Annotated in this window: 27 protein-coding genes and 1 tRNA gene; 14 read left to right on the top strand and 14 right to left on the bottom strand. The window is 71.9% G+C overall.

The window, feature by feature from the left end:
• The first annotated feature begins 189 nt into the window (after positions 1–189).
• The 13 genes from HEK131_RS28150 to HEK131_RS28090 all read left to right on the top strand — a co-directional run bounded on the left by HEK131_RS28150 (position 190) and on the right by HEK131_RS28090 (position 11,905).
• Positions 190–606 (top strand): NADH-quinone oxidoreductase subunit A, encoded by a 417-nt coding sequence (locus tag HEK131_RS28150; RefSeq protein WP_217463879.1) that lies wholly within the window; start codon positions 190–192, stop codon positions 604–606.
• A complete protein-coding gene (locus HEK131_RS28145; RefSeq protein ID WP_244337606.1) occupies positions 597–1,211 on the top strand; it encodes an NADH-quinone oxidoreductase subunit B in 615 nt (204 codons plus the stop codon). The genes HEK131_RS28150 and HEK131_RS28145 overlap by 10 nt, the downstream gene beginning before the upstream one ends.
• Complete coding sequence (locus tag HEK131_RS28140) at positions 1,211–2,467, top strand: NADH-quinone oxidoreductase subunit C (protein ID WP_432215680.1); 1,257 nt, start codon at positions 1,211–1,213, stop codon at positions 2,465–2,467. The genes HEK131_RS28145 and HEK131_RS28140 overlap by 1 nt, the downstream gene beginning before the upstream one ends.
• Positions 2,464–3,432: a complex I subunit 1/NuoH family protein gene (locus HEK131_RS28135; RefSeq protein WP_217461833.1), complete on the top strand. Its 969-nt coding sequence runs from the start codon at positions 2,464–2,466 to the stop codon at positions 3,430–3,432. The genes HEK131_RS28140 and HEK131_RS28135 overlap by 4 nt, the downstream gene beginning before the upstream one ends.
• Entirely contained in the window at positions 3,433–4,014 is a 582-nt protein-coding gene (locus HEK131_RS28130) for a NuoI/complex I 23 kDa subunit family protein (protein WP_244337602.1), read from the top strand.
• Positions 4,011–4,607 carry an NADH-quinone oxidoreductase subunit J family protein gene (locus HEK131_RS28125; RefSeq protein ID WP_244337600.1) on the top strand — a complete coding sequence of 199 codons (597 nt, stop codon included), beginning with the start codon at positions 4,011–4,013 and terminating at the stop codon, positions 4,605–4,607. Before HEK131_RS28130 ends, HEK131_RS28125 begins: the two co-directional genes overlap by 4 nt.
• The gene (gene nuoK, locus HEK131_RS28120; RefSeq protein WP_161146203.1) at positions 4,607–4,978 is read left to right on the top strand and encodes an NADH-quinone oxidoreductase subunit NuoK; all 372 of its coding nucleotides are present in this window, start codon (positions 4,607–4,609) and stop codon (positions 4,976–4,978) included. Before HEK131_RS28125 ends, nuoK begins: the two co-directional genes overlap by 1 nt.
• Positions 4,975–6,969, top strand: a complete 1,995-nt coding sequence (locus HEK131_RS28115; protein ID WP_244337598.1) for an NADH-quinone oxidoreductase subunit 5 family protein — start codon at positions 4,975–4,977, stop codon at positions 6,967–6,969. Before nuoK ends, HEK131_RS28115 begins: the two co-directional genes overlap by 4 nt.
• A 6-nt stretch (positions 6,970–6,975) precedes the next feature.
• Entirely contained in the window at positions 6,976–8,550 is a 1,575-nt protein-coding gene (locus tag HEK131_RS28110) for a complex I subunit 4 family protein (RefSeq protein ID WP_244337596.1), read from the top strand.
• 80 nt (positions 8,551–8,630) lie between these two features.
• A complete protein-coding gene (locus tag HEK131_RS28105) occupies positions 8,631–10,130 on the top strand; it encodes an NADH-quinone oxidoreductase subunit N (protein WP_244452165.1) in 1,500 nt (499 codons plus the stop codon).
• A gap of 145 nt (positions 10,131–10,275) precedes the next feature.
• A complete protein-coding gene (gene htpX, locus HEK131_RS28100; protein WP_244337594.1) occupies positions 10,276–11,139 on the top strand; it encodes a zinc metalloprotease HtpX in 864 nt (287 codons plus the stop codon).
• Positions 11,136–11,531 (top strand): YccF domain-containing protein, encoded by a 396-nt coding sequence (locus HEK131_RS28095; protein ID WP_161146198.1) that lies wholly within the window; start codon positions 11,136–11,138, stop codon positions 11,529–11,531. Before htpX ends, HEK131_RS28095 begins: the two co-directional genes overlap by 4 nt.
• Positions 11,532–11,638: 107 nt before the next feature.
• Entirely contained in the window at positions 11,639–11,905 is a 267-nt protein-coding gene (locus tag HEK131_RS28090; RefSeq protein ID WP_217461840.1) for a GlsB/YeaQ/YmgE family stress response membrane protein, read from the top strand.
• An 8-nt stretch (positions 11,906–11,913) separates the two neighbouring features.
• Here the strand turns inward: HEK131_RS28090 and HEK131_RS28085 are convergent, their stop codons facing one another.
• Both HEK131_RS28085 and HEK131_RS28080 read right to left on the bottom strand, forming a co-directional pair.
• Positions 11,914–12,174: a hypothetical protein gene (locus HEK131_RS28085; RefSeq protein ID WP_217461841.1), complete on the bottom strand. Its 261-nt coding sequence runs from the start codon at positions 12,172–12,174 to the stop codon at positions 11,914–11,916.
• An 83-nt stretch (positions 12,175–12,257) separates the two neighbouring features.
• On the bottom strand, positions 12,258–12,746 hold the full coding sequence (locus tag HEK131_RS28080) for a YajQ family cyclic di-GMP-binding protein (protein ID WP_161146195.1): 489 nt from the start codon (positions 12,744–12,746) through the stop codon (positions 12,258–12,260).
• Positions 12,747–12,969: 223 nt separating this feature from the next.
• Between HEK131_RS28080 and HEK131_RS28075 the strand changes: the two genes are divergently transcribed.
• A tRNA-Tyr gene (locus HEK131_RS28075) sits at positions 12,970–13,051 on the top strand.
• A gap of 174 nt (positions 13,052–13,225) precedes the next feature.
• Here the strand turns inward: HEK131_RS28075 and HEK131_RS28070 are convergent.
• From HEK131_RS28070 to HEK131_RS28015, 12 genes are all read right to left on the bottom strand, one after another.
• Entirely contained in the window at positions 13,226–14,605 is a 1,380-nt protein-coding gene (locus HEK131_RS28070) for a tyrosine-type recombinase/integrase (protein WP_244337592.1), read from the bottom strand.
• A gap of 59 nt (positions 14,606–14,664) precedes the next feature.
• Positions 14,665–14,853, bottom strand: a complete 189-nt coding sequence (locus tag HEK131_RS28065; RefSeq protein ID WP_244337590.1) for a helix-turn-helix transcriptional regulator — start codon at positions 14,851–14,853, stop codon at positions 14,665–14,667.
• A gap of 172 nt (positions 14,854–15,025) precedes the next feature.
• Entirely contained in the window at positions 15,026–16,174 is a 1,149-nt protein-coding gene (locus HEK131_RS28060) for a DUF3631 domain-containing protein (protein WP_244337588.1), read from the bottom strand.
• A complete protein-coding gene (locus tag HEK131_RS28055; RefSeq protein WP_244337586.1) occupies positions 16,171–16,587 on the bottom strand; it encodes a hypothetical protein in 417 nt (138 codons plus the stop codon). The genes HEK131_RS28060 and HEK131_RS28055 overlap by 4 nt, the downstream gene beginning before the upstream one ends.
• The gene (locus HEK131_RS28050) at positions 16,584–17,477 is read right to left on the bottom strand and encodes a bifunctional DNA primase/polymerase (RefSeq protein WP_244337584.1); all 894 of its coding nucleotides are present in this window, start codon (positions 17,475–17,477) and stop codon (positions 16,584–16,586) included. The genes HEK131_RS28055 and HEK131_RS28050 overlap by 4 nt, the downstream gene beginning before the upstream one ends.
• The gene (locus HEK131_RS28045) at positions 17,474–18,775 is read right to left on the bottom strand and encodes a DNA cytosine methyltransferase (protein WP_244337582.1); all 1,302 of its coding nucleotides are present in this window, start codon (positions 18,773–18,775) and stop codon (positions 17,474–17,476) included. Before HEK131_RS28045 ends, HEK131_RS28050 begins: the two co-directional genes overlap by 4 nt.
• 48 nt (positions 18,776–18,823) lie before the next feature.
• Entirely contained in the window at positions 18,824–19,288 is a 465-nt protein-coding gene (locus HEK131_RS28040; RefSeq protein ID WP_244337580.1) for a hypothetical protein, read from the bottom strand.
• A gap of 207 nt (positions 19,289–19,495) precedes the next feature.
• Complete coding sequence (locus tag HEK131_RS28035; protein WP_244337578.1) at positions 19,496–21,610, bottom strand: FtsK/SpoIIIE domain-containing protein; 2,115 nt, start codon at positions 21,608–21,610, stop codon at positions 19,496–19,498.
• A gap of 56 nt (positions 21,611–21,666) precedes the next feature.
• Entirely contained in the window at positions 21,667–21,984 is a 318-nt protein-coding gene (locus HEK131_RS28030) for a hypothetical protein (protein WP_244337576.1), read from the bottom strand.
• Positions 21,984–22,325, bottom strand: a complete 342-nt coding sequence (locus tag HEK131_RS28025; protein WP_244337574.1) for an RRQRL motif-containing zinc-binding protein — start codon at positions 22,323–22,325, stop codon at positions 21,984–21,986. The genes HEK131_RS28030 and HEK131_RS28025 overlap by 1 nt, the downstream gene beginning before the upstream one ends.
• Positions 22,322–22,936: a GGDEF domain-containing protein gene (locus tag HEK131_RS28020; protein ID WP_432215679.1), complete on the bottom strand. Its 615-nt coding sequence runs from the start codon at positions 22,934–22,936 to the stop codon at positions 22,322–22,324. Before HEK131_RS28020 ends, HEK131_RS28025 begins: the two co-directional genes overlap by 4 nt.
• Positions 22,933–24,174 (bottom strand): hypothetical protein, encoded by a 1,242-nt coding sequence (locus HEK131_RS28015; RefSeq protein WP_244337572.1) that lies wholly within the window; start codon positions 24,172–24,174, stop codon positions 22,933–22,935. The genes HEK131_RS28020 and HEK131_RS28015 overlap by 4 nt, the downstream gene beginning before the upstream one ends.
• Positions 24,175–24,211: the final 37 nt, after the last annotated feature.

Below are 24,211 nucleotides of genomic sequence, written 5' to 3'. Positions count from 1 at the left end.
GGACCGCCTTCCGGCCCCTGGGGAAAACCCCACCCCCGGCCTCGCTGGGCGTGACGGGCTGCTTACCGGCGCTTTATCAGGGCCTAGACTCCCGTGCGTACGCAAACCTCCGGTCGTATCGCGTCACACCCGGCGCGAGGACCTCGGAGGTCACGAAGGACACGCGGGTCAGGGAAAGAGGGACGGACGGTGCGGGAGACGTTGGGGGCAACGACGGTCGTCGCGGCCGACACCGCGCCGGGCTACTTCGGGTCCTACTCGGTCGTGGGCCTGCTCGCCGTCCTCGGCGTGCTCTTCGTCGCCGCCGCCTTCGGCGCCGGCCGCCTGCTGCGGCCCGTGGTGCCCACCCCCGAGAAGCTCATGACCTACGAGTGCGGCGTCGACCCGGTCGGCGAGGGCTGGGCCCACACCCAGGTCCGCTACTACGTCTACGCCTTCCTGTACGTGATCTTCGCCGTCGACTCGATCTTCCTGTTCCCCTGGGCGACGGTCTTCGCCGCCCCCGGCTACGGCGCCGCGACCCTGGTGGAGATGTTCATCTTCCTGGGCTTCCTCGCCGTCGGCCTGCTGTACGCCTACAAGAAGGGCGTCCTGACATGGACGTGAACCCGGCCGCCCCCGAGCCGGTGCTGCTGCCCGAGCCGAAGAGGCTGGGCGCGCTCGCCCGGCTCGCCCCCGAGCCGATGAAGGTCGTCCTGAACTGGGGCCGCCGCTACTCGCTCTGGGTCTTCAACTTCGGCCTCGCCTGCTGCGCGATCGAGTTCATCGCCGCGTCGATGGCCCGGCACGACTTCATCCGGCTCGGCGTCATCCCCTTCGCGCCGGGCCCCCGCCAGGCCGACCTGATGGTCGTCTCCGGCACGGTCACCGACAAGATGGCGCCCGCCGTGAAGCGCCTCTACGAGCAGATGCCCGAGCCGAAGTACGTCATCTCCTTCGGCGCCTGCTCCAACTGCGGCGGACCGTACTGGGACTCCTACTCCGTCACCAAGGGCGTCGACCAGATCATCCCGGTCGACGTGTACGTGCCGGGCTGCCCGCCGCGCCCCGAGGCGCTGCTCCAGGGCATCCTCAAGCTCCAGGAGAAGATCGCCCGCGAGTCGCTGGCGGAGCGGTACGGCAAGGGGGGCGACGCCCGCCCGTCCGCCGCCGCGTTGCAGAGTGGCCTGGTCCGGCCGCCGGCCGCTCCCTCTTCGGACGGGGACGCGTGATGAGCACCGGCTGGCTGCCCGCCCCCGCCGAGGAACTGTTCGGCCCCGAGGCCACCGCCGAGGAGTCGTACGACGTCCTCACCGTCGACGTACCGCCCACCGCGTGGCTCACCGCCCTGGAGACGGCCCGTACGACGCTTTCCTGCACCTATTTCGACTGGCTGAGCGCGGTCGACGAACCCGGCACCGGGTTCAAGGTGTCCGCCCACGTCGTCGCCCTGCACCCGGTGCGCCGGCTGCTGGTGCGCACGACGGTCCCCCACGAGGCGCCGGTGCTGCCGAGCGCCGTCGGTGTGTTCGCGGGCGCCGCCTGGCACGAGCGGGAGACCCACGAGATGTTCGGGGTCGACTTCACCGGCCACCCCGCCCTGGACCACCTGCTCCTGCCGGAGAACTTCGAGGGGCATCCGCTGCGCAAGGACTTCGTCCTCGCCGCCCGCGTCGCCAAGGCGTGGCCGGGCGCGAAGGAGCCGGGGGAGTCGGAGCACGGCGGGCCCAAGCGCCGCCAGATGCTCCCGCCGGGAGTGCCCGACCCGAACGAGTGGGGCCCGCTGAAGGGGCAGTTGCCCCCGGCGCCGGCTCGTCCGGCGCGGGGCGCCGCGGGGGAGCGGCCCGTGCGGCGGTCCCGCACCGCGGCGGAGGGCAGCGGTGCCCCGGCCGCCGCGGAGACGGAGGCCGCTCGGCCGCGCCGGGCGCGGAGCGCGAGCGAGGGCTCGGCGAGCCAGGCGGCCACGGAACCGGGTGCGGCACCGACCCGCAGGATGCGGAGCGCCGGCGAGGGCTCGGCGAGCCAGGCAGTACCGGAGCCGGGACCGGGTGCGGCGCCGCCGCGCCGGACGCGGAGTGCGAGTCAGGGGTCGGTGAGTCAGGCCGCGCCGGAGGGCGCGGGGGGCGCGGAGGGCGCGGGGGGTCCGGCCGGGACGCCCACCGAGACGCCCACCGGGACACCGGCCGAGGCGCCGAAGGGGCCGCGCAGGTCGCGCAGCGCTTCGCAGGGGTCGTCCTCCCAGCGGGCTGAGACGCCGGAGCCTTCGGATCCCGGCGAGCCGACGAAGCCAGCCGAGCCCGCGGAGCGTAGAGCTGCTCCGCGCAGCGCGGACGCGCCCTGGCATCACGCCCGCCCCGCCTTCGCGGAGCCGGACGAGTCCCCGGCACCGTCCCCGGGCCCCGAGCGGAAGCCCACCGAGAACCCCGAGAACCCCGAAAAGCCCGAGAACCCCGAGAACCCCGACCACCCCACAGGAGGCTCGCAGTGAACGACGTGCTGGACGTCGCCCTGCGGCTCCTCGTCGTGTTCGTCGTCTTCCTGACGCTCCCGCTGGTCATCGGCCAGACCGAGCACAAGGTGATGGCCCATATGCAGGGCCGCCTCGGCCCGATGTACGCGGGCGGTTTCCACGGCTGGGCCCAGCTCGTCGCGGACGGTGTGAAGTTCGCGCAGAAGGAGGACGTGGTCCCGGCGGGCGCCGACCGCCGCGTCTTCCAGCTCGCCCCGGCCGTGGCCCTGCTGCCGTACCTCCTCGTGCTGCTCGCCATCCCGATCGGCCCCGGTGCGGGTGCCGTCGGCCAGGTGCTGGACGCGGGCATCTTCTTCGTGCTCGCGGTGATGGGCGTCGGCGTCCTCGGCTCGCTGATGGCGGGCTGGGCCAGCGCGAACAAGTTCTCCCTGCTCGGCGGTCTGCGCACCGCCGCCCAGTTGCTGGCCTACGAACTCCCGATGCTGCTCGCCGCCGCCTCCGTGGCGATGGCGGCCGGCACGGTCTCGCTGCCCGGCATCGTCGGCGCCTTCCACTGGTGGTGGCTGCCCTGGCAGATCACCGGCGCCGTCGTGTTCTTCGTGGCCGGACTCGCCGAGCTGCAACGGCCGCCGTTCGACATGCCGGTGGCCGACTCGGAGATCATCTTCGGCGCGTACACCGAGTACACCGGTCTGCGCTTCGCCCTGTTCCTGCTCGCGGAGTACGCGGGGATCGTCGTCCTGTGCGGTCTGACCACCGTGCTCTTCCTGGGCGGCTGGCACGGCCCCTGGGGCGCCGAGGGGCTCGGCTGGGTGTGGACCCTGGTGAAGACCGCCGTCCTCGCCTTCGTGGTGATCTGGCTGCGGGTCACCTACCCCCGGCTGCGCGAGGACCAGCTCCAGAAGCTGTCCTGGACCGTCCTCGTCCCGCTCGCCCTCGCCCAGATCGCCCTCACCGGCGTCGTCAAGGTGGTGACCGCCTAAATGTCCCCCGTCCCCGGCTCCGGCCTGGCCAAGGGCCTCGCCGTCACCCTGCGCACGATGACGAAGAAGACCGTCACCGAGCGCTACCCCGACGTGCAGCCCGACCTCCCGCCCCGCACCCGCGGGGTGATCGGCCTGTTCGAGGAGAACTGCACGGTCTGCATGCTCTGCGCCCGTGAGTGCCCCGACTGGTGCATCTACATCGACTCCCACAAGGAGACGGTCCCGGCCGCCACTCCCGGTGGCCGTGAGCGCAGCCGCAACGTCCTCGACCGGTTCGCCATCGACTTCTCGCTATGCATGTACTGCGGTATCTGCATCGAGGTCTGCCCCTTCGACGCGCTGTTCTGGTCCCCGGAGTTCGAGTACGCCGAGACCGACATCCGCGAACTGACCCACGAGCGCGACAAGCTCCGCGAGTGGATGTGGACCGTCCCGGCCCCGCCCGCGCTGGACCCGCACGCGGAGGAGCCGAAGGAGATCGCCGCCGCCCGCAAGAGCGCGGACAAGCTGGCCGCCGCCCAGGCCGCCGAAGCGGCGCAGGCCGCCGGACACGACCAGGAACAGGAGGGAGAGCAGTGAGCCTCGCCGCCCCCCACGGCTTCCTGTCCCCGACCGGCGTCGAGATCGCGTTCCTCCTCGTCGGCCTGGTCACCCTCGGCGCCGCGCTGATCACCGTCACCACCCGCCAGTTGGTGCACGCCGCCCTGTGGCTGGTGGTCACGCTCGGCGGACTGGCCGTCGAATACCTCCTGCTCACCGCCGAGTTCATCGCCTGGGTGCAGGTCCTCATCTACGTCGGCTCCGTCGTCGTCCTCCTGCTCTTCGGACTGATGCTCACCAGGGCCCCCATCGGCCGCTCCCCGGACGCCGATTCGGGCAACCGGGTGCCCGCGCTCGTCGTCGCGGTGGCCTCGGCGACCGCCCTGGTCTGGGTGGTGACGGACGCGTTCCGCGCCACCTGGATCGACCTGGACGGCCCGGCCGCCGGCACCACCCGCGTCACCGGCGAGAGCCTCTTCCGGCACTGGGTGCTCCCCTTCGAGGCGCTGTCCGTCCTGCTCCTCGCGGCCCTGGTCGGCGCGATCGTCCTGTCCCGCAAGAACAAGGCGGACCAGGCTCCCGAGGCGCCGAGCCTCACCAAGACCCCCGGCGAGAAGGAAGGCGCCCGCTGATGCACCTCGCCTACCCCGCCGTCCTCGCCGCCCTCCTCTTCTGCACCGGTCTCTACGGCGTCCTCGCCCGCCGCAACGCGATCCTGGTCCTGATGTCGGTCGAGCTGATGCTCAACGCCGTCAACCTCAACCTCGTCGCCTTCGACGTCTGGCTCAGCCGGGCCGCGAAGGACACCCTGCACTCCGGCCAGGCGCTGACCCTGTTCACCATCGCCATCGCCGCCGCCGAGATCGGCATCGGCCTGGCGATCGTCCTGGCCGTGTACCGCGACCGGGGCACCGCCGACATCGACAAGCTCCGCGACACCGCCGAGACCCCCGGCGACGACCCCGACGCTCCGGGGGCCGAGAAGGCTGAGGCCACCGCGTGACCACGACCACCCTCGCCGCCCTCGTCCCCCTCCTGCCCTTCCTCGGCGCCGTCGCCGGACTCCTGCTGGGCCGCACCGCGCCCGGCTTCGTCCGCCCGCTCGCCGTGGTGCCGCCGCTGGCCTCGCTCGTGCTGGCCGCGCTGGTCGCGGCCCGCCAGGGCGGCGGCCGGGCCATCGACGCGTACACCCTGCTGACGCCCACCGGCTCGGTCCCCGTCGACCTGGCGTTGCACATCGACGGCTTCGCCGCGCTCGTCGCGATCCTGGTGGCCTTCGTGGCGACCTGCGTGCAGATCTACTCCACCGGCTACCTCCGCGACGACCCCCGCTACCCCTCCTACGCGGCCCTCGTCTCCCTCTTCACCTCCGCGATGCTCCTCGTCGTCTACTCCGGCGACCTGATCGTGCTGCTGGTCGGCTGGGAAGTGATGGGCATCTGCTCCTACTTCCTCGTCGGCCACTACTGGGGCACCCCCGAGGCCCGCGCCGCCTCCCTCAAGGCGTTCCTCGTCACCAAGCTCGGTGACGTGCCGTTCCTGATCGGCCTGTTCGCGCTCGGCACCGACGCCGGGTCCTTCCGCATCACCCGCGTCCTCGACGCCGTGGCGAGCGGCGGGCTCGACCACCCCACCCTGATCGCCCTGCTGCTCCTGGCGGGCGTGGCGGGCAAGTCGGCGCAGTTCCCGCTGCACACCTGGCTCCCCGACGCCATGGCGGGCCCCACGCCCGTCTCCGCGCTGATCCACGCGGCCACGATGGTCGCCGCCGGTGTCTACTTCGTCGCCCGTCTCCTCCCCGTGTTCGAGGCGTCCGCCGCCGCGATGACGGTGCTCGCCGTGATGGCCGCGGTGACCATGGTGGGCTCCGGTCTCGCCGCGCTCGCCCAGGACGACATCAAGCGCGTCCTCGCCTACTCGACGATCGGTCAGCTCGGCTACATGACCGGCGCCCTCGCCGTCGGCGACCGCGGTGCCGCCGTCTTCCACCTCCTCTCGCACGGCGCCTTCAAGGCGCTGCTGTTCCTGGCCGCCGGAACCGTCATCCACGCCGCCGGCACCAACTCGCTGGCCGCCATGTCCCGGATGGGCCACCTGCGCGACCGGGTCCCGGACGCCTTCTGGACGATGACCGTGGCCCTGCTCGCGCTGGCCGCGATCCCGCCCTTCAGCGGCTTCTTCTCCAAGGAGTCCGTCCTCGGCGCCGCCGAGCACCTGGCCACCGGCCATGGCGGCCCCGCACCCGGCACCGCGGGCTGGATCGTGCTCGTCGCCGCGCTCGTCACGGCCCTGCTCACCGCCGCCTACGCCACCCGGCTCTGGCTGCTGGCCTTCCACGGCCGGGGCGCCGAGGCCCCCGACCACGGGCGCCAGCCGCTGAGCATGACCGTGGTGCTGTGGGTGCTCGCCGTGCCCTCGCTGGCCTTCGGCGCGCTCGCCTACCGCGTGCTGCCCGGCTGGTTCGACGGCCGCAGCCTCGCTCCCACCCTCCTCACCTCCATCCTCGGCACCGGCCTGGCCGTGGTCGGAGCCCTGCTGGCCTACGGCGCCTGGCAGCGCACCTCCGCGCTCGCCGCCCGTGTCCCGCTGGGCGCCGTCGCCGCCCATCCGGAGGGCGACGCGGGCCTGGTCGAGGCCGAGGCCATCGCCGCCCACGAACCGGCGTACGGCGACATCGCCGGGGCCCCCGACCCGGCCGACCCCGGCCGCCGGCTGCTCGGCCCGCTGTATGGGCCCGCCGCCGCGGGCTTCCACCTCGACGCCGTGTACTCGGCCCTGTTCGTCCGCCCCGTGCTGGGCGCCGCGAGCCTCGTCCGCTTCCTGGACCGCGAGGTCGTCGACACCTACGTACGCGGCGCCGCCGCCCTGCCCAGGCTGCTCGGCGCGGCCGTACGGCGGGCGCAGACCGGCAACGTGCAGACCTATGTGAGCGCGCTGCTCGCCGGCACCGTCGTCCTGACGGTCGCCGTCCTCCTCGTCGCCTCGGGAGCGTGAGCGGGCGTGATCGGTATCAGCGAATCAGTGATGCAGTTCCTTCTGGCGTTCGTCGTCGCCGTGCCGCTCCTCGGCGCGGCCGCCGCCCTCCTGCCCGCCCCGCCCGGACTGAAGGGCAAGTCGCCCGAGCAGGCCGTGCTCCGGCACGGCGTGACCGTGACCGGCGTGGTCCTCATCGCCGCGATCGTCCTCGCGCTCGGCTTCGACCACGACCACCCCTCGAAGATGCAGGCCACGACCGACATGAGCTGGATTCCCGCACTCCATGTGCGCATCCACCTCGGCATCGACGGCATCTCCCTCCCCCTTCTCCTCCTGACCGCGCTGCTGACCTTCCTCTGCGCGCTCTACTCCTACTTCAAGCCGCCCAAGGGGCCCTCCCCGAAGGCGTTCACCGCCCTGGTCCTGCTGCTCGAAGGCGGCACCCTCGCCTCCTTCGCCGTGCTCGACCTCGTCCTCTTCTTCCTCGCCTTCGAGACCGTGCTGATCCCGATGTACTTCCTCATCGCCCGCTGGGGCGGCGAGGGCCGGGCCCGCGCCGCGTGGAAGTTCATCCTGTACACGCTGCTCGGCTCCGTGGTCATGCTGCTCGGCCTGCTCCTCATCGGGACGAAAGCGGGCACATTCGACATGGTGGCACTCGCCACTGACAACGGCCGGTCGCTGACCACGTCCGTGCAGGTCATCGCCGTTCTGGCGATCGGGATCGGGCTCGCCGTGAAGGCCCCGATGTGGCCCCTGCACAGTTGGCTGCCGGACGCCCACACCGCCGCCCCGACCGTCGGCTCGGTGCTGCTGGCCGGCGTCCTGCTGAAGATGGGCACGTACGGGTTCGTCCGCATCCTGCTCCCCGTCGCACCCGAGGGTTTCCGGGTCTTCGCGCCCTACCTCGCCGCGTTCGCCGTCGTCGGCATCATCTACGGGTCCCTGGCCTGCCTCGCCCTCGCCAAGCGGGGTGCGAAGGGCGACCTGAAGCGGCTGATCGCCTACTCCTCGGTCGGCCACATGGGCTTCGTGCTGCTCGGCATCTCCACCATGACCCCGACCGGCGTCAACGGCGCCCTGTTCGCCAACATCGCCCACGGCCTCATCACCGGCCTCCTGTTCTTCCTGGTCGGCGCCCTCAAGGACCGCACCGGCAGCACCGACCTCGACACCCTGGCCGCGCACAGCGGCGGCGCCCTCTACGGCCGGGCCCCGCGCCTGGGCGGTCTGCTCGCCTTCGGCGCCGTCGCCTCGCTCGGGCTGCCCGGACTCGCCGGGTTCTGGGGCGAGATGCTGGCCCTGTTCGGCGCGTTCCAGCCCGCCGCCGGCCTCAGCCGCGCCGCCTACCTCGTCTTCCTGGCGATCGGCGCCTTCGGCACCCTGCTGACCGCCGCGTACCTGCTGGTCGTGGTCCGCCGCGTCTGCATGGGCGACCCGGACCAGGACCTGCCCGAACTCGCCGACGTACGCGGTTACGAGTTCGCCGCCTGGACCCCGCTCGTCGTCCTCACCGTCCTCGCCGGACTCTGGCCCAGGGCCCTGCTCGGCCTCAGCGACCCGGCCGTGCAGCAGCTCCTCTCAGGAGGCACCCGATGAGCGCCCTGGCCCAGTCCGTCAGCGGGCACGCCCTCCCCACGGCGGCCCGGCCCGCCGTCGAGCACCTGGCCGCACCGGCGGTGAACACGCTGGTCCAGTCCGTCGACTGGCTCGCCATCGCGCCGCCCGTCATCGCGGCCGTCACGGCCCTCGCCGTGCTCGTCGCCGACCTGTTCCTGCCCGAGCGCCGCAAGCCGCTCCTCGGCCTGCTCTCCATCGCGGGCCTGGCCGCCGCCGCGCTCATGCTGCTGCCCCTGCTGGACGGCGACCGGGTCACCTTCTGCCTGACCGGCTCCACGCGCGCGTGCAGCTACAGCGCCGACCACTTCACCGTCGTCATCCAGTTCCTCGTCCTCGGCGGCGCCCTGCTGGCGGCCCTGCTGTCCGTCACCGGCGTCCAGGACGACCGGCGGCGCGTCCCGGCCGGGGAGTTCTGGTTCCTGCTGCTCTCCTCGGCGGCCGGCGCCGCCCTGCTGCCCGCCTCCCGCGACCTGGCCACCCTGATCGTCGCCCTGGAGGTCGCCTCCCTGCCCGCCTTCGCCCTCGTCGGCATCCGGCACGGCGAGGCACGCTCGGCCGAGGCGGCCCTGAAGTTCTTCCTCTCCTCGGTCACCGCAACCGCCGTCAGCCTGATGGGCATCAGCTTCGTCTACGCCGCCACCGGCACCCTGCACCTCACCGAGATCGCCCGGCGCCTCCCGCAGACCGACGGCCAGCTCCACACCCTCGTGCAGACCGGTGTGGTCCTCACCCTGATCGGCTTCGCCTTCAAGACGGCCGCCGTGCCCTTCCACTTCTGGGTCCCCGAGACCTACGTGGGCGCGCCCCTGCCCGTCGCCGCGTACCTCTCGGTCGTCGGCAAGGCGGTCGGCTTCTCCGGCCTGATCCTCGTCACCGTGATCGCTTTCCCGTCGTACGCCGACGTCTGGGGCCCCGCCATGGCCGTGCTGGCCGCGCTCACCATGACCGCGGGGAACGTGGGCGCCCTGCGGCAGAGCGCCACGCGCGCGTACAGCGCCGTACGCCTGCTGGCCTGGTCCTCCATCGGCCAGGCCGGCTACCTCCTGGTGCCGATCGCCGCCGCCGGGTACACCAGGGACGGCCAGAAGGCGATCGGCTCCACCGTCGCCTACGCCCTGATGTACGCCGCCGTGAACCTCGGCGCCTTCGCGGTGGCCGCCCTGGTGGGCCGTACGAAGCGGCTCAACCGGATCAGCGACTACCGGGGCCTGTACGCCACCAACCCCGTCACCGCCGTCCTGCTGGCCTTCTTCCTGCTCTGCCTCGCCGGACTCCCGCCCGGCGTGATCGGGCTGTTCGCCAAGGTCACGGTGTTCTCCGCGGCCGTGGACGCAGGACTCGGCTGGCTCGCCGTGCTCATGGCCGTCAACGTCGTCGTCGCGCTGTACTACTACCTCCGGTGGACGGCCCTGCTGTTCCGCGTACCCGAGGGCGAACCCGTACGGCACCGCGTCCCCGCCCCCCTCACCGTCGCGCTCGCCCTCACCGGCGCCGTCGGCGTGGTCCTGTCGGGCGCACCCCAGTTGGTGCTGCGCTTCGCCGCCACGACCCTCTTCTGAGGGGCCCCGCAGGCCCCTCTCACTCGTACGGCTGTCCGTGCCACCGCGCCCACCTGGGAACTCGCCACCGTCGCCTGGCGTTGACCAGAGCGGGAGGGTCCACTGGACCGAAGGGTTCCCCCGCCGCACGACTTGGAGGGCTAGGGTGCACCGCCGGCACAACGGGCTCAGGACCGCAGTACTCCTCGGGGCACTGTCGGCGATCATCATCGTCATCGGCAGCTTCTTCGGCCGCACCGGGCTGATCATCGCCGTCCTGGTGGCGCTGGGCACCAACGCGTACGCGTACTGGAACAGCGACAAGCTGGCCCTGCGCGCGATGCGGGCACGGCCGGTGAGCGAGTTCGAGGCGCCCGAGCTGTACCGCATCGTGCGCGAGCTCTCCACCGAGGCCCGCCAGCCCATGCCCCGGCTGTACATCTCGCCCACCGAGGCGCCCAACGCCTTCGCCACCGGCCGCAACCCGCGCCACGCGGCCGTGTGCTGCACCGAGGGCATCCTCCGCCTGCTCGACCCCCGCGAGCTGCGCGGTGTCCTCGGCCATGAGCTGAGCCATGTCTACAACCGCGACATCCTCATCTCGTCCGTGGCCGGCGCCCTCGCCTCGGTGATCATGTTCCTGGTCAACTTCGCGTGGCTGATCCCGGTCGGCCGCTCGGACGACGACGAGGGTCCGGGCCTGATCGGCATGCTGCTGACCATGATCCTCGGCCCGCTCGCGGCCACCCTGATCCAGATGGCCGTCAGCCGCTCCAGGGAGTACGAGGCGGACGCGTCCGGCGCCCAGCTCACCGGCGACCCGCTGGCCCTCGCGGCGGCGCTGCGCAAGCTGGAGAGCGGCACCAAGCAGCTCCCGCTGCCCCCGGAGCCGCGCATCGAGACCGCGAGCCACATGATGATCGCCAACCCGTTCCGGCCCGGCCAGGGACTGTCGCGGATGTTCTCCACGCACCCGCCCATGGCCGAGCGGATCGCCCGACTGGAGAAGATGGCAGGTCGAAACCGGTGAAGACCCTACTGAACATCATCTGGCTCGTCCTGAGCGGCTTCTGGCTGTTCCTCGGCTACCTGCTCGCCGGCGTGCTGCTGTGCGTCACGATCATCGGCATCCCCTTCGGGATCGCCGCCTTCCGCATCGCCGTCTACGCCCTGTGGCCCTTCGGGTACACCACCGTCGAGCGCCGGGACGCGGGCGCGCCCTCGTGCGTCGGCAACGTGCTGTGGCTGGTGCTGGCGGGGTGGTGGCTGGCCCTGGCCCACATCACCACGGGCATCGCGCTGTGCCTGACGATCATCGGCATCCCGTTCGGCGTCGCCAACTTCAAGCTGATCCCGGTCTCCCTGCTCCCGCTGGGCCGCGAGATCGTCCGCACGGACGAACCGTTCGGGACGCGCGTATGAGGCGGCAACCGGACCCTTCCCGCCCGGCGTCCTAGGAGGGGACAGGGCACACCGACTTCTTACGGGGTCCGGTGTGCGGACGCGGTACGGGAGGGCAGGTTCCTGGCATGAGCATTCTCGGTTGGATCATCCTCGGCCTGCTGGCCGGAGCCATCGCCAAGCTGCTGCTGCCGGGCCGTGACCCGGGCGGCTTCATCGGCACGACCCTGATCGGCGTCGCGGGCGCCTTCATCGGCGGCTGGATCTCGTCGCGCTGGCTGGACCACCCGGTCTCCAAGCACTTCTACGACGGCGCGACGTGGGCGGCGGCGATCGGCGGCTCGCTGGTGCTGCTGATCCTGTACCGGGTCGTCTTCGGCAACTCCCGCGACTGAGCGGGCTCTCAGTCCTCGGAACGCCGCTCACTGCGATGCGTCCCCCGGGCCAGCTCCTGGAGGATCTCGTGCTCGGACCGCCGCGTCGTACGGGCCAGCGTGTGCAGCAGCGCCGCGCACAGGGCCGCCGTACCGTCCAGCAGCGTGTCCGTCGCCGCGGGGTCCTCCTGCCGCCGCTCCTCCAGATACTCCGTCAGGAGCTCGTCCCCGGAGACGTAGGCAGTCATGAACTCGATACCGGTGCGGACACGGTCGTAGTCACTGCTCATGCGGGAACGATCGCACATGGCGCGCCCCGCCGCCGGGGAAGCCGGGGCGGGGCGGGTGCTCGGTCGTGCGCGTACCGGAGGACCTACCGGTAGTTCACGAACTGGAGCGCGAAGTCGAAGTCCTTGCCCTTGAGCAGCGCGATGATCGCCTGGAGGTCGTCGCGGCTCTTGGAGCTGACGCGCAGCTCCTCGCCCTGGACCTGGGCCTTGACGCCCTTGGGGCCCTCGTCACGGATGATCTTCGCCACCTTCTTGGCGTTGTCCTGGGAGATGCCCTCCTCGATGGACGCGAAGATCTTGTACTCCTTGCCGGAAAGCTGGGGCTCGCCCGCGTCCAGCGACTTCAGGGAGATGCCACGCTTGATCAGCTTGGACTCGAAGACGTCCAGCACGGCCTTGACCCGGTCCTCGGAGTTCGCCTCCATGAGGATCTTCTCGCCGGACCACGAGATCGAGGCGCCCACGCCCTTGAAGTCGTAGCGCTGCGAGATCTCCTTGGCGGTCTGGTTGAGGGCGTTGTCGACCTCCTGCCGCTCGACCTTCGAGACGATGTCGAAACTGGAGTCGGCCATGTCCTGTGGCTCCTTGCATCGGGGGCGGAACGGGTGCGGACCGTGCGCCGGGGCGCCGGCCGCCGAGCCCGGCATCCAGCCGGACCGCATCCGCACCAGCCTAGCTACCCCGGGACCTCCGGGACGGCGATCAACCGGGTGGCGAAGCACCCCCGCGCATCAGGTATTGTTTACGTCGTTGCCAGGGAGCACCGCCAAGGCGGAACCCCTGACATCAACCCCCGGCGGTGTGCCCGAGCGGCCAAAGGGAGCAGACTGTAAATCTGCCGGCTCAGCCTTCCCAGGTTCGAATCCTGGCGCCGCCACACTGGGGAAAACCCCCTCCGACCAGCCTCAAGGGCAGGTCGGAGGGGGTTTCTTCGTTCCGGTGCCCGTTCGATTCGTTGTGGACGGAGCGCGGACGTGTCTCACCCCGTCTCGCCCGAATCCCACCTCTAATCAGTGCGTGTCCCCCAGGTGTCCCCCGGGGGAGAGCATGATCACTCCGGCTCGTTCCACTCCCGGAGGGCCGCGTCGATCCGGCTGTTCGCACGCTCCTGGGTCTGGTCGAGCACCTTGGCGTACACCTTGTGCAGCACCGCGATGCTGTGCCCAGCTCGGCGGGCGCACTCCATGGCGTCCACTCCGGAGCTGAGCCAGAAGGAGACCCCGGCGTGCCGTAGGTCGTAAGGGCGGCGGGCGAGCAGTGAGGCTGTCTCTGCCTCGGTCAGCACGTCCTTGCGGGCCTTTGCCCACACCTCCCCGTAGCCGGTCTCTTGAAGCGGGCCGTTGCGGTTCGTCCTGAACAGCCGGCCGTCCGGCGCCGTGCCTTCGGCGGCGATGTGCTGCCGCAGCATGCGGACGAAGTGCGGCGGGATGGGCACTGGACGGGAGTCCTTCTTGGCGCGGGCTTTCAGGTGGCGTGTCTCGTGAGCCGATCCGTCGTCGGTCCAACTGCGCCCAGCTCGCACGATGCCCTGCCTCAGGGTGAGTGTTCCCCATCCCGCTTCGGGGAGATGGCACTGGCCCACGCGGAGTCCGGTCGCTTCAGCGGGTCGCATGGCCGCGTAGTACAGGCACCCGAAGAACGCTTCCAGGTGTCGCCCGCGAGCCCCTTGCTCGCGGACTCCGGCCAGCAGCGCGCGCACCTGGCGCGGGTTGGCGACGCTCTCGGGGTCCACCTCCTCCACGGACTTCGGGGCGGTCCACTTGACGGTGGAGATCGGGTTGATTGGAAGGATGAAGTACTTCTCTTCCACGGCAAGTCCGAGAACGTCGCTCAGGCATGCCCGCTTCCGCTTCGCGGTGCGCGGGGAAGCCGTCTTGCCGTCCAGCCGCAAGGACAGAGCGTCCAGGGCCAAGCGGACGGTGGCCGGGTCTTCCAGTGCTGACACCGGCATTGAGTGCTTGGTGATCCATGCGAGGGCGCGGGCAACGTCATCCGGCGGGGTCTCGTCCCAGCGGTTCCGGTTGTACGCCCACCCGTACAACGCCCGTCGAAGGAGAGAGGCATCCGGCATTCCCACCTTCGTTTTCACGAGAGCGGGGGTGATGGTGGCCAGCGCGTCGGCGTAGTTCTTTCGCGACTTCGCCGGCGCCTGCGCCCACTTGCGGTCGATGTAGGTGCGGGTGTGCTCGTACCAGGTGACGGAACCCTGCTTCGCGCGCAACTCGGAGACGGGCAGGCCCGTTTCCTCGTCGAACTGGTCGCCACGGCGCACGGCGGACATCAGTTCCGAGCGGCGGCCTTCGGCCTGCACTTTGAGCGTGTAGCTCTTGGAGTGCTTGCGCTCACCGACCAGCCAGCGCAGGCGATAGGGCTTGGGGCGGTCCTTGCGGACTTCGATGGAGTAGAGGCGAACGTCGTAGGTCAGTGGCATGCAGACTCCAGAGGGGCCCGCTGGAAGCGGGCCCCTCTCATCTCGTGTGCGGGAGGCGGTCAGGCGGCGATGTCCTCGAAGGACGACCACCACGCGTCGAGGTCCGTGCGACGGCAGCGGAGCTGCCCGTTCGGGAGTTTGATGAGCTTCGGGGCCTGACCGCGGGCGCGCATGCGGTAGAAGGCGGCGCGGCTCATGCCGATCTCGGTGAGGACTTCGGGGAGCTTGAGCATCTTGGTGCCGGCCAAGGTGATGACTCCTTCGGGGTGTTGGGCCGTGGGGCCCCTCTCAGAAGTCCGCTACTTCCGCTACCGCCGCTACCTTGCAGGTCAGAGGGGCTGTCGGTGGTAGCGGACGGGGTGGCGGTAGCGGATGGGTAGCGGCAAGCTCCGGGGCTTGCCGCTACCGCGTTGGTGCAGGTCAGGCAGGGTTTTCGGTGCCGGGTAGCGGAGGTAGCGGACTTTCCGGGGGTGGGGGGCAGTAGCGCTGCCAGGCGTCCCAGAGGTCGGCGGCGTAGTAGCCCTTGAGGACGCTCGCTCCGGTCTTGATGTTGCGGGAGGCGATGGGCTCGTTGTCGGCCGTCATGTACTCCGCGAGCATCTTGGACAGGCGCCGGTTGTCGAGCGGCTTGCCGCCCATGTCGGCCCAGGGGGCGTCGTCCATGGAGTTGAGCCGGTCCAGGATGGCGACGGTGGGCAGGCGGTCGATGCCGGTCATGACGTGGTCGCGCAGGTCGGTGAGGAGCCTGACGCCGACGCTGCCCTTGTCGTTGGCGCGGGAGGCGGTCACGAGCGTGACGCACGCGGCGCGGGCCCGCTCGGGCCAAGTGCCGCCGACCGCGTCCGCGATGGCGAGCAGCGGCTCCCACACGTCGGCCGGCCGGTCGGTGACCCCGTCGGGCATCTCGGGCCAGGCGCCCATGACGAACCCGCGGGCGTGTTCGGCCCATGCCGCCAGCCGGTCACGGAGCTTGTGGCCCTCGGCTTCGTGGACGCGGGCCCTGAACGGCTCGACCGTCTCGTTGCGTGCGCGGCGGCGCATGCGGATGATGACCGACCGGCTCAGGATCGTGTCGGGCAGGGAGCCGAGTCCGGCGACCGCGACCGCGCAGTACGACGGGAACGCCTGGACGGTCTGCTGTCCGCCGTCCCCGATGCACCGGTAGGTGACTCCGGTGCGGCGGTGCCCGGCGTTCAGGAAGCCGCGCAGTTCCTCGTTGTCCCCGGCCTTGGGGCCGAAGACGGTGTCGATCTCATCGAACAGGATCGTCGGCTTGCCGTTACCGCTGGAGACGGACCGGAACAGCGCGGCGGCGGACGCGTTGACGGCCGTCATCGGCTGCGGGACCAGCGTTTCCACGATCTCCAGCGCCCGCGTCTTGCCCGACCCCGGTTCCGGGGACAGGAAGGCGATGCGGGGGGTGGAGTCGAAGCAGTCAAGCAAGTGCGCGTGAGCGTCCCACAAGGCCACGGCCACGTACGCGGCTTCGCTGGGGAAGACGTTGAAGCGGCGGTGGAAGGCTTCCACGTCGTCGAGTAGTGCGGCGCCATCAATGGGAGTGGGGGTCATGCGGCGGCCCTCCTCTCGGGCGAAGCGGCGTGCGTGCCGGTGCAGTTGGGCTTGTGGGCGTCGTACTCGGCAACGAGAGCGGCCACCTGGTGGGCACCCCTGGCCGTGCGGGTCTGCCCGCAGTGGCAGGCGTAGGCGGCGGTGGGGGTGTCGGCCCCGCGCTTGGACCAGCGGGCCCCGTCCCAGTGGTCTCGGTAGAGCGGTGGGGCGTAGATCCGCAGACCGGGCCGGTCGGGGGTGGGGTCGTCGCCGGTCGGGCGCGGCGTGTGGTGAAGGAGCAGTACGGGCGCCCTTCGGGCGGCGCCTTCCGGGTCGCCCACAGCCGCAGGCGGTGCGGCCGGTTCGGCGGCGCGCGGCCCGGTCGGGGTGGTGGTGATGCTCTTCAGGCGGGGGGAGAGGGGGTGGCGGCTCATGCCGCCGCCCGGCGTGCCTGGTTGTGGGCGATGGACCAGTTCAGGGCGCTGCGGAGGGTGGAGCGGCACTGGGACGCGGACAGTCCGGCCGCCTCCCCCGCCTCCTGAAGAGCCTGCTCGACCACGTGCCGGGGGAGGTCGCCCCATGCGACGAACCGTCCCAGGGCGCGTGCGGCCCGGAACAACGTGCCCTCTCGGGAGCCCTGTTGGGCCGACGCGACGTTCCGAGTCTCAGTGGTGAGCGCTACGTCCGCGTACCGGCGGGGATGCCCCGACACGGCCACCGAGGGCGCCTGAGGAGCCCTGGGGGCGGGTTGCAGGATGGCTTGGAGCCACGACGGCAGTGCGACCGCCTCGGGGCCGCACAGCGCCTCGTAGGGTCCGGCGGGAGTAATGCTGCCCACGGCGACGACGTACCCGCCCCACGCGCGAGTATCGACCGAAGTGGCCACGGTCCCAGCGGTGTTGGCGAGGCGTACCCCGGCCCGGACGGTGAAGTAGAGGTGCTCGCCGCCGCTCGCGGTCCGTACCCGGTAGGTGTCGGGGACGGCGTGGCCGGCGCGCTCGCAGAGCGCTCGGAAGGTCGTCGCGCCGTAAGGCGCGTCCGAACTGCTCTTGTCCTTGGGTACGTCAAGGTCGACCACCAGCAGCCCGGAAGGACCGCACGCGATACCGACGTTGAACGGCGCCCGCGACCAGGCGGTGCGGATGCGGTCGGGGTCGGTGGTGGCGCGCTGTTCCCACTTCACGTGCCCGGACGCGCACTCGCCGGTGCGGGCGCAGGAGTTCTCGCCGTGGAGGGCGGGGGGCTTTCCGCCGGGGCGCAGGGGGAAGACGTGCCAGCCGCGTGCGGCGGCGTCCAGGGCGGCGTGCATCAGGTGCTCGCTCATGCCGCCGTCTCCGTGTCGCCGGGGGCGGCCTGGTTCATGCCGAGGAGCAGGTTGTAGGCGTGGGCGGCCTGGTGGATGACGACGCCGTTGCCGAGGATCTTGAGCTGGTCGGAGCGGGACAGGCCCAGTTCCGGGTCGGTGACCCATCCGGGTTCGGCGCCCATCATCCATTCCACGAACGCGGGGGCCAGGCGGTGGTTGCCCTTGGTGCCCGGCTCGGTCGGCTCGGGTGCCGGGCGCCCGAGGACGGTTTCCCAGCGGCGGATGGCGGGCCCGTAGTCGGTGCCGTTGGTGGCCACCCACCGGTCGTCCAGGCGGACGGCCTGGCCGGGGAGGTAGTAGTTCCCGGCGGTGTCGCGCTGGTTGGGGCCGCCGTGCGGGCCGTCCGACGCCTTCGGCGTGGGCAGCAGGTTGACCACGACCTCGTTCAGTGGGCGGGAGTTGGTGCCGATGAGGTTGGAGGCGCCGGACTTCCAGTCCCGCGCGGCCGGGGTGGGCAGCAGGGTGACGGCGGGGCGCAGGTTCATCCCGCCCCGCCGTTTCGGGGAGGTGCCGGGTCCGCCGGTGCCGTCGGCGGCGGCCGGGGTGGGCAGCAGCCTCAGGGGTTCGCCGGGGGCAGCAAGAACACCACTTCGTCCTCCAGCGTGGGCCCGTGCCCGCCCGCCTTGCGCTTGTCGGGGTGCTGCGGTCCCCCGTTCCTGCCGAGTTGCGAGGTGGGGGTTTTCAGCAGCGGGATACGCGACGGCGAACCAGCGGTCGCGGCGGTGGCAGGCTCCGACCTCGGGGTCTCCAGCTCGAAGGCACATCCAGCGTGCGTCATACCCGATCGCGGCCAGGTCCGCGGCGACGACGTCGAGCCCGCGGGAGCGGATGGCGGCGACGTTTTCCAGGAAGACGAGTCGGGGTCGAAGTACGCGAACGGCGTGGGCGACGGTTTTCCACAGTCCCGAGCGGTCACCGGCGATTCCTCCCCGAGGTCCGGCGTTGGAGATGTCCTGGCAGGGGAAACCGGCGGTCACCGCCGCCGGGCGGGCCATGCCGGCGGCGACGGCGGGCCAGTCCACGGCGGTGATGTCACCGAGGTTCACCGCGTGCGGCAGGCGGGCGGCCAGCAGCCGGGAGGCGGCCGGGTCACGTTCGGCGACCGCGACCGTGGCCAGGCCGGTGACGGCTTCCACGGCCTGGTCCAGGGCGGCGGAGCCGGTGCACAGGCTGATGTTGCCGCCCTCAAGCGGCACGACGGGCAGATGGGTCATGCTGGAGGTCTCCAGTTCGTCGTCAGCGTGCTGGATGGGCAAGGGCGACCCCAGTTCTTTGGCGAGATGCGGGGGTCGCCCTTGGCGTTGCTAGCGGTGGAAGTGGTTGCGCTTGATCACGGCCTTGCGGATGCTCACCGTGGTCCCCTCGCCGTGGCGGCCGGCGGTGAGGACCTGAACGGCGATGAACCCGCCGAACAGCACCGCCGCCAGCGTGATGAGCTGGGTGATGAGCGCGGTGAGGGCGGTGATGAAGGTGGTGAGCAGCAGCAGTCCGCCGCACACGGCGAGGAACCCGACGCCCCCGAGGGCGACGTTCACCGCCGCCCGCGACACAACCGGCTTGGCCGTGACCGGCTCGGGGTGGGCGCTGGGAACGGCGTAGCCGGTGACGATCCGGCCGTCCGGGAGGACCACGCTCGCCACGGTCGGGACCGTGGCCGGCTGCACCGGCACGAGCGGCGCCGGGACGGCCACGGCGGGGGTGAGCGGGGTGGGGCAGTGGACCTCGGCGGCCCGCTGTGCGGGCGGGCGCGGGGTGTTCTGGGGGTACATGCGGAATCCCTTCCGGTGCTCGGTCAGGGAGGCGGGACCACCCCCTGTCGGGGTGGCTGTGGAGGGGGGTTCAGGGGTGCTGACCTGCGCGCCTCCCTGACTCCCTGGACGATCATTCGTGCAGGTCAGGACAAGGGAGGCGGGTCAGGGAGGCGGTCAGGGAGTTCTCCCTGCCTCCCTGACCCGTGAGGGTTCGGCTCCCTGCCGTCAGGTGCCGGAAGCGGAATCGTCGGCGTCGCGGTGGGCGAGGGCGCGGGTGATCTGGTCGCGGCCGACGACCATGCGGCCGTCGGACTTGTAGGGCTCGGCGCCGGTGCCGTCCAGGACGCGGGTGAGGTCGCCGGGCGACCAGTCCCCGTACGCGTCCGCGTCCAGAGCGGAGAGCCGCTTGATCACGTCCTGCGTCCGCAGCCGGGGCGCGTCCGCGATGACGGCGGCGATGTCCGCGAGCGGGTCACGGTCCTCGCCACGCTCGATCAGGGTGAGGGTGGTGACGCCGTCGCGCAGGGCCTTGGCCCGGTCGGTGAGGGCCACGGCCGCGTCGTCGTCCACGTAGTGGGTGCGCACGGTGATGGACGACTGGCCCTTGGGGATGTCGATGCCGGACGACGCGACGACGAGGGTGCCCTGATCCAGACCGGGGCGCAGCAGGTTCGGCGCCGCGCCGCCGTCGACGGCCTTGTCCCCGAGTGCCATCCGGGCCTGCGACTCGGTGCCCAGCGCGAGGGAGGCGCGGGTGTGGGCGCCCTCGCGGACCAGCTTGGGGAGGTTCTCGTTGGTGGGGTCCTGGGTTCCCTGCCACATCAGGACGTTGACGGCCCGCCCCTGGTTGTGGATCTTGCGGACGGCCATGTAGTAGCGGGAGGTGGCCTTGGCGCCGCCGTAGTAGCGGCCCTCTTCGTCCTTGACCGGGCACATGAACGCCACCTGCGCCTCGTCCACGAGCACGATCAGGGCGGGGAAGACCGTGCCGGGCGGGGCCTGGATGCGGCGGTTCATCTCCTCCACCGCGCCCTCGACCATCTCGGTCACCTGGATCACGTGCTCATCGGTCGGCCCCTGGATCAGGACGTGGGCCAGGCCCTCGAACATGGCCCAGTCGCCCACGCCCTTGAGGTCGCCCATGAGGAACTGCACCGACTTGTCCAGCGCCAGCCACAGCGCCAACGACCGCAGGGCGACGGTCTTGCCCTGGTTCGACAGGCCGGTGATGAGGAGATGGCGCTGGTACAGGCTCAGCGTCGCCGCGTCCCCGCGCAGGTCCTGCCCCCAGGGGGCACGGCCCTTGGCGTAGTCGGCGGTCATCGTGTCGTCGGTGACCAGCGGAGACGGACCGATCGGCTCGTCCAGCGCCCCCGAGTCGGCCACCCACAGCCGCACGGTCCGGGCGGCGACGGGGATGGTGATGAACACCTCGTGCTCATGCCGGGACAGGTTCTCCGTGAGCTTCCGCCGGCGCTGCTGCACCTCGTTGGTCGCCACCCCGGACGGCAGGGTCACGTCGACCTCGACCCCGCACCCGGCGATGGTGATCGGCCCGAGCATCGACGCCCCGGCATCCCCCATATCCTTGATGGCCTTGCGCAGCGCCGGGACACCGAGGTCGCGCAGAGCCTTGACCACGATGGACGGAGTGATCGGCTCACCCTCACCGTTGCGAATCCGGTCCGGGAGCGCCCACGCGGGGGCGGCCTGCTGCTTGCTGCCCACCGCCCACAGCGCCAGCAGCGCCAGGAACGGGGCGAGCGAGACGGACGGCCCCCAGACGACCTGGACGATGGTGACCATCAGGTTGATGAACCGGATCACGGCCATGAGCGGGGTGACGACCTCGGTGGCGTCGCCCGTGGCCATGGCCATGGCGACGCCGATGAGGACGAGTCCGCCGATGCCCATGCCGGTGGTGACGGCGGCGCCCTTCGCGGCGTCCAGCGGGGAGTGAAGGAGGTCCATGCGGCGGCGGTGGCGGGCGTCGCGGAAGCGCTGCCCGCGCTCCTCCCACTCCGCCGCCGCCTCGAAGTTCCCCGCGGCTTCGGCGGTGCGCATGTAGCGCTCGTAGCGGGCGGCCGTCCGGCCGTCCCACGCCCGCTTGGCCGCGATCCGGGCCCCGCCAGCCACGTACAGGCCGTGCCGGGCCACCGTGCGGGCGGCCGTCCGGGTGGTGTCGTGCGTGGCGGCGGTACGAATGGCGCTGCCGGACCGCAGCCACAGCGGGACGGGCTTGGCCGGGGCGGGGTCGGGGACCACGGTCAGGGTGGTCACCGGGTTCGGGGCGGCGGGGGGTTCGGGGTTCTTGTGCAGAGAGACGACGGTCTCGGTCATGACGGGACGACTCCTTACACCCCATCCGGGGCGGGAAGATGAGCGGGGGTGGGGGGTCAGAACCAGCCGGTGGACTTCTTCACGGCCTTGGCTCGCGCGTTCTCGCGGACGATCTGCGCCCGCTCCAACTGCATGGCGCTGATCTCCGCGACCAGTCGGGTCTCGGCGCTCTGCCAGGCGGTGTCCAGTCGCTGTTCCGCGCGGGAGGTGCTGCGGCCTCGGGTGGCGCGGTAGGAGCCGGAGACGGCGGCGCCGAGGACGGCGCGGCGCTCGCGGCCGTCGAGCGGCCACATCTCCCGGTTGCGGACCGCTTCGAGCTTGCGGGTCGCCGTCTGGATCTCGCGGTCCAGACGGCGGGTGTCGGGCTTGCCCATCAAGCACTCCTTGCGGTGGTGGAAGGGGAGTCGCAGGGCACGCAGGTGCCGAGCGAGACGGGGATGACGTAGCCCGCATCCGCACCGCATCGCGGGCAGATCCGGCGGGCGCGGTTGGCCTTGGCCAGTGCCGCCGACCGGCCCGGCGTCATCGGACGCACGGGCTTGGCCAGGTCGATCCGGTACAGGTAGGCGACCAGCGGGCCGCGTCGGCGGCGGGGGCGTTCGAGCTGGGCGGCCACGTCCTGACCGCCGGGCCGAAGCCCGGCGGCACGGAGCTGGCGGCGTGTGGCGTAGCCGTCCGGGGCGAGGCGCCACGGGTAGACCGGCAGCGTGCTCACGCCGCACCACGGCGGCCGGGACGGCGCCCGGCGACCGACGCGAGCAACCGACCGAACCGCGCCCGGCGGACGGACGAGGACGACCGCTTGGCCGCGTACATGGCCTCATCCGCCCGCCTCAGCAGACCGGGCAGCTCCTCGCCGTGGTGGTCGGCGGCACGAACCCAGCCCAGTGACACCGTGGTGTGCACCTGCGGGGCACCGTCGACGGGGCGGGCGAGGACGCGGGCGAGGGTGTCGAGCCGTTCCGGGGCGGTGTGGTCGCGGTCGATGAAGACGGCCGCGAACTCATCCCCACCCAGCCGGCCGACCGTTCCGCCGTGGCCGACGGCATGGGTGAGGCGGTGCGCGGTGGCGGCGAGCAGGGCGTCACCGGCGGCGTGGCCGTGGGTGTCGTTGACCTGCTTGAAGTGGTCCACGTCGGCCAGCAGGACGACCGCCCGCTTGTTGCGTAGCAGGCGGCGGGCCCGGCGGGTGAAGGCGTCACGCGTCCACAGCCCGGTCAGCGGGTCACGGCGCGCGGTACGCAGGCGGCGCACCATCCACACCGCGTGGACGCACCAGGCGACCCCGAGCACCAGGACGGGTGACGCGGCGGTGAGGGCGTTCACGGCTTCACCGCCGGCGTGGTGCGCTCGGCGAGGAGGGTGTCGCGCAGGGTGCGGGCGCGCTCGGAGGAGGTGTGGACGGCCTTGCGGATGCGGTCGGCCGTCAGGTGCTCCTCGGGCCATCCGACGGTCGCCTGCCGTGCCTCGGTGAGGAGTTGGGCGGGGGTGCGGGCGGGCCGTCGGGCGGGCCGGGCGGACTGAGGGAGTCGGCCGGTCGCCCGGCGGGCGGGTCGGGCCGACTGCGCGGCGACCGTGACCGGCCGTACCGGCTTGGGGTCGGCCGACGGCTTCAGCGACGGGGACGGCTTCAGGAACCCGACCGGCTGCGGCACAGGCAGGGCGGCCACGACCGGCGCGGGGCCGACTGCGGGTGCGGCCGAGTCGGCCGACTCTTGCAGGTCAGGGGTAGACCGTTCCGCCCTGCTTTCCTTCTTTTTCTGGCGCTTTCCAGTGCTTTTGGGAGTGGGGGTGAGGGCGTCTTCCAGGGCGGCGGCGGACTGGACCGCGCGGCGGTGCAGTCGGGGTGTCATGCCGGGGCAGTCGGCCCCGGTCTCGATGGCCCACGCCCGCGCCCACGCGTCTTCGGTGGGGAGGGTGCCTAGCGGGGCGGCGGACATCAGTCGGTCGGCTGTCCGGGCGACCGACCGGTGATGACGGCGCCGCACCCGCTCGTGCCGTCGGGCCGCCCGCGCCTCGGGTGTGTCGTCGTCCGAGGCGGCCAGGGTGCACACCCACTGCCGGATCTCGAACAGCAGCGGCCCGAGCAGCGTGACCGCCGCCAGCCCGATCCCGGCCGTTGACCGCTCGGCGGGAGACAGATCCGACAGGCCCGTGCCGTAGCCGTAGTTCACGGACGCGGCGAAGCCGGCCGCCGCCATGACGAACAGCCGCAGCAGCCAGCGCACCCACGCCGCGAGATGGCGGGAGTCCGCGAACGCCACCCCGGCCGCCATCACCCACGCCGCCCCCTCCAGGGAGAGCGGCAGCGGCAGCAGCATCGGGGAGATGTCCACGAAGTGCAGCACCTGTGCCGGCAGCGACGCCAGACCCGAGGCGACCACCAGGGCCAGCGTGCCGACCCGGTAGACGTTCTGCGGGGTCAGCATCCGCTCCCGCCGGGCGGCACGCTCGGCACGGCGCCGCGCCTTGTCGGCGGCACGCTGCCCGTCCAGCCGGGCGGCCCGCTCGTCGTCCGCGCGCTGCCGGTCCTGACGGCGCCGCTCGGCGGCGACAGCGTCCAAGCGCCGCTGCTCCGCCTGCGTCGCCCGGTCCGCCCGT

The sequence above is a fragment of the Streptomyces seoulensis genome (assembly GCF_022846655.1).
GTDB lineage: Bacteria > Actinomycetota > Actinomycetes > Streptomycetales > Streptomycetaceae > Streptomyces.
The sequence above is the reverse complement of the archived record's forward strand: the minus strand, read 5'-3'. Positions and strand labels throughout refer to the sequence as shown.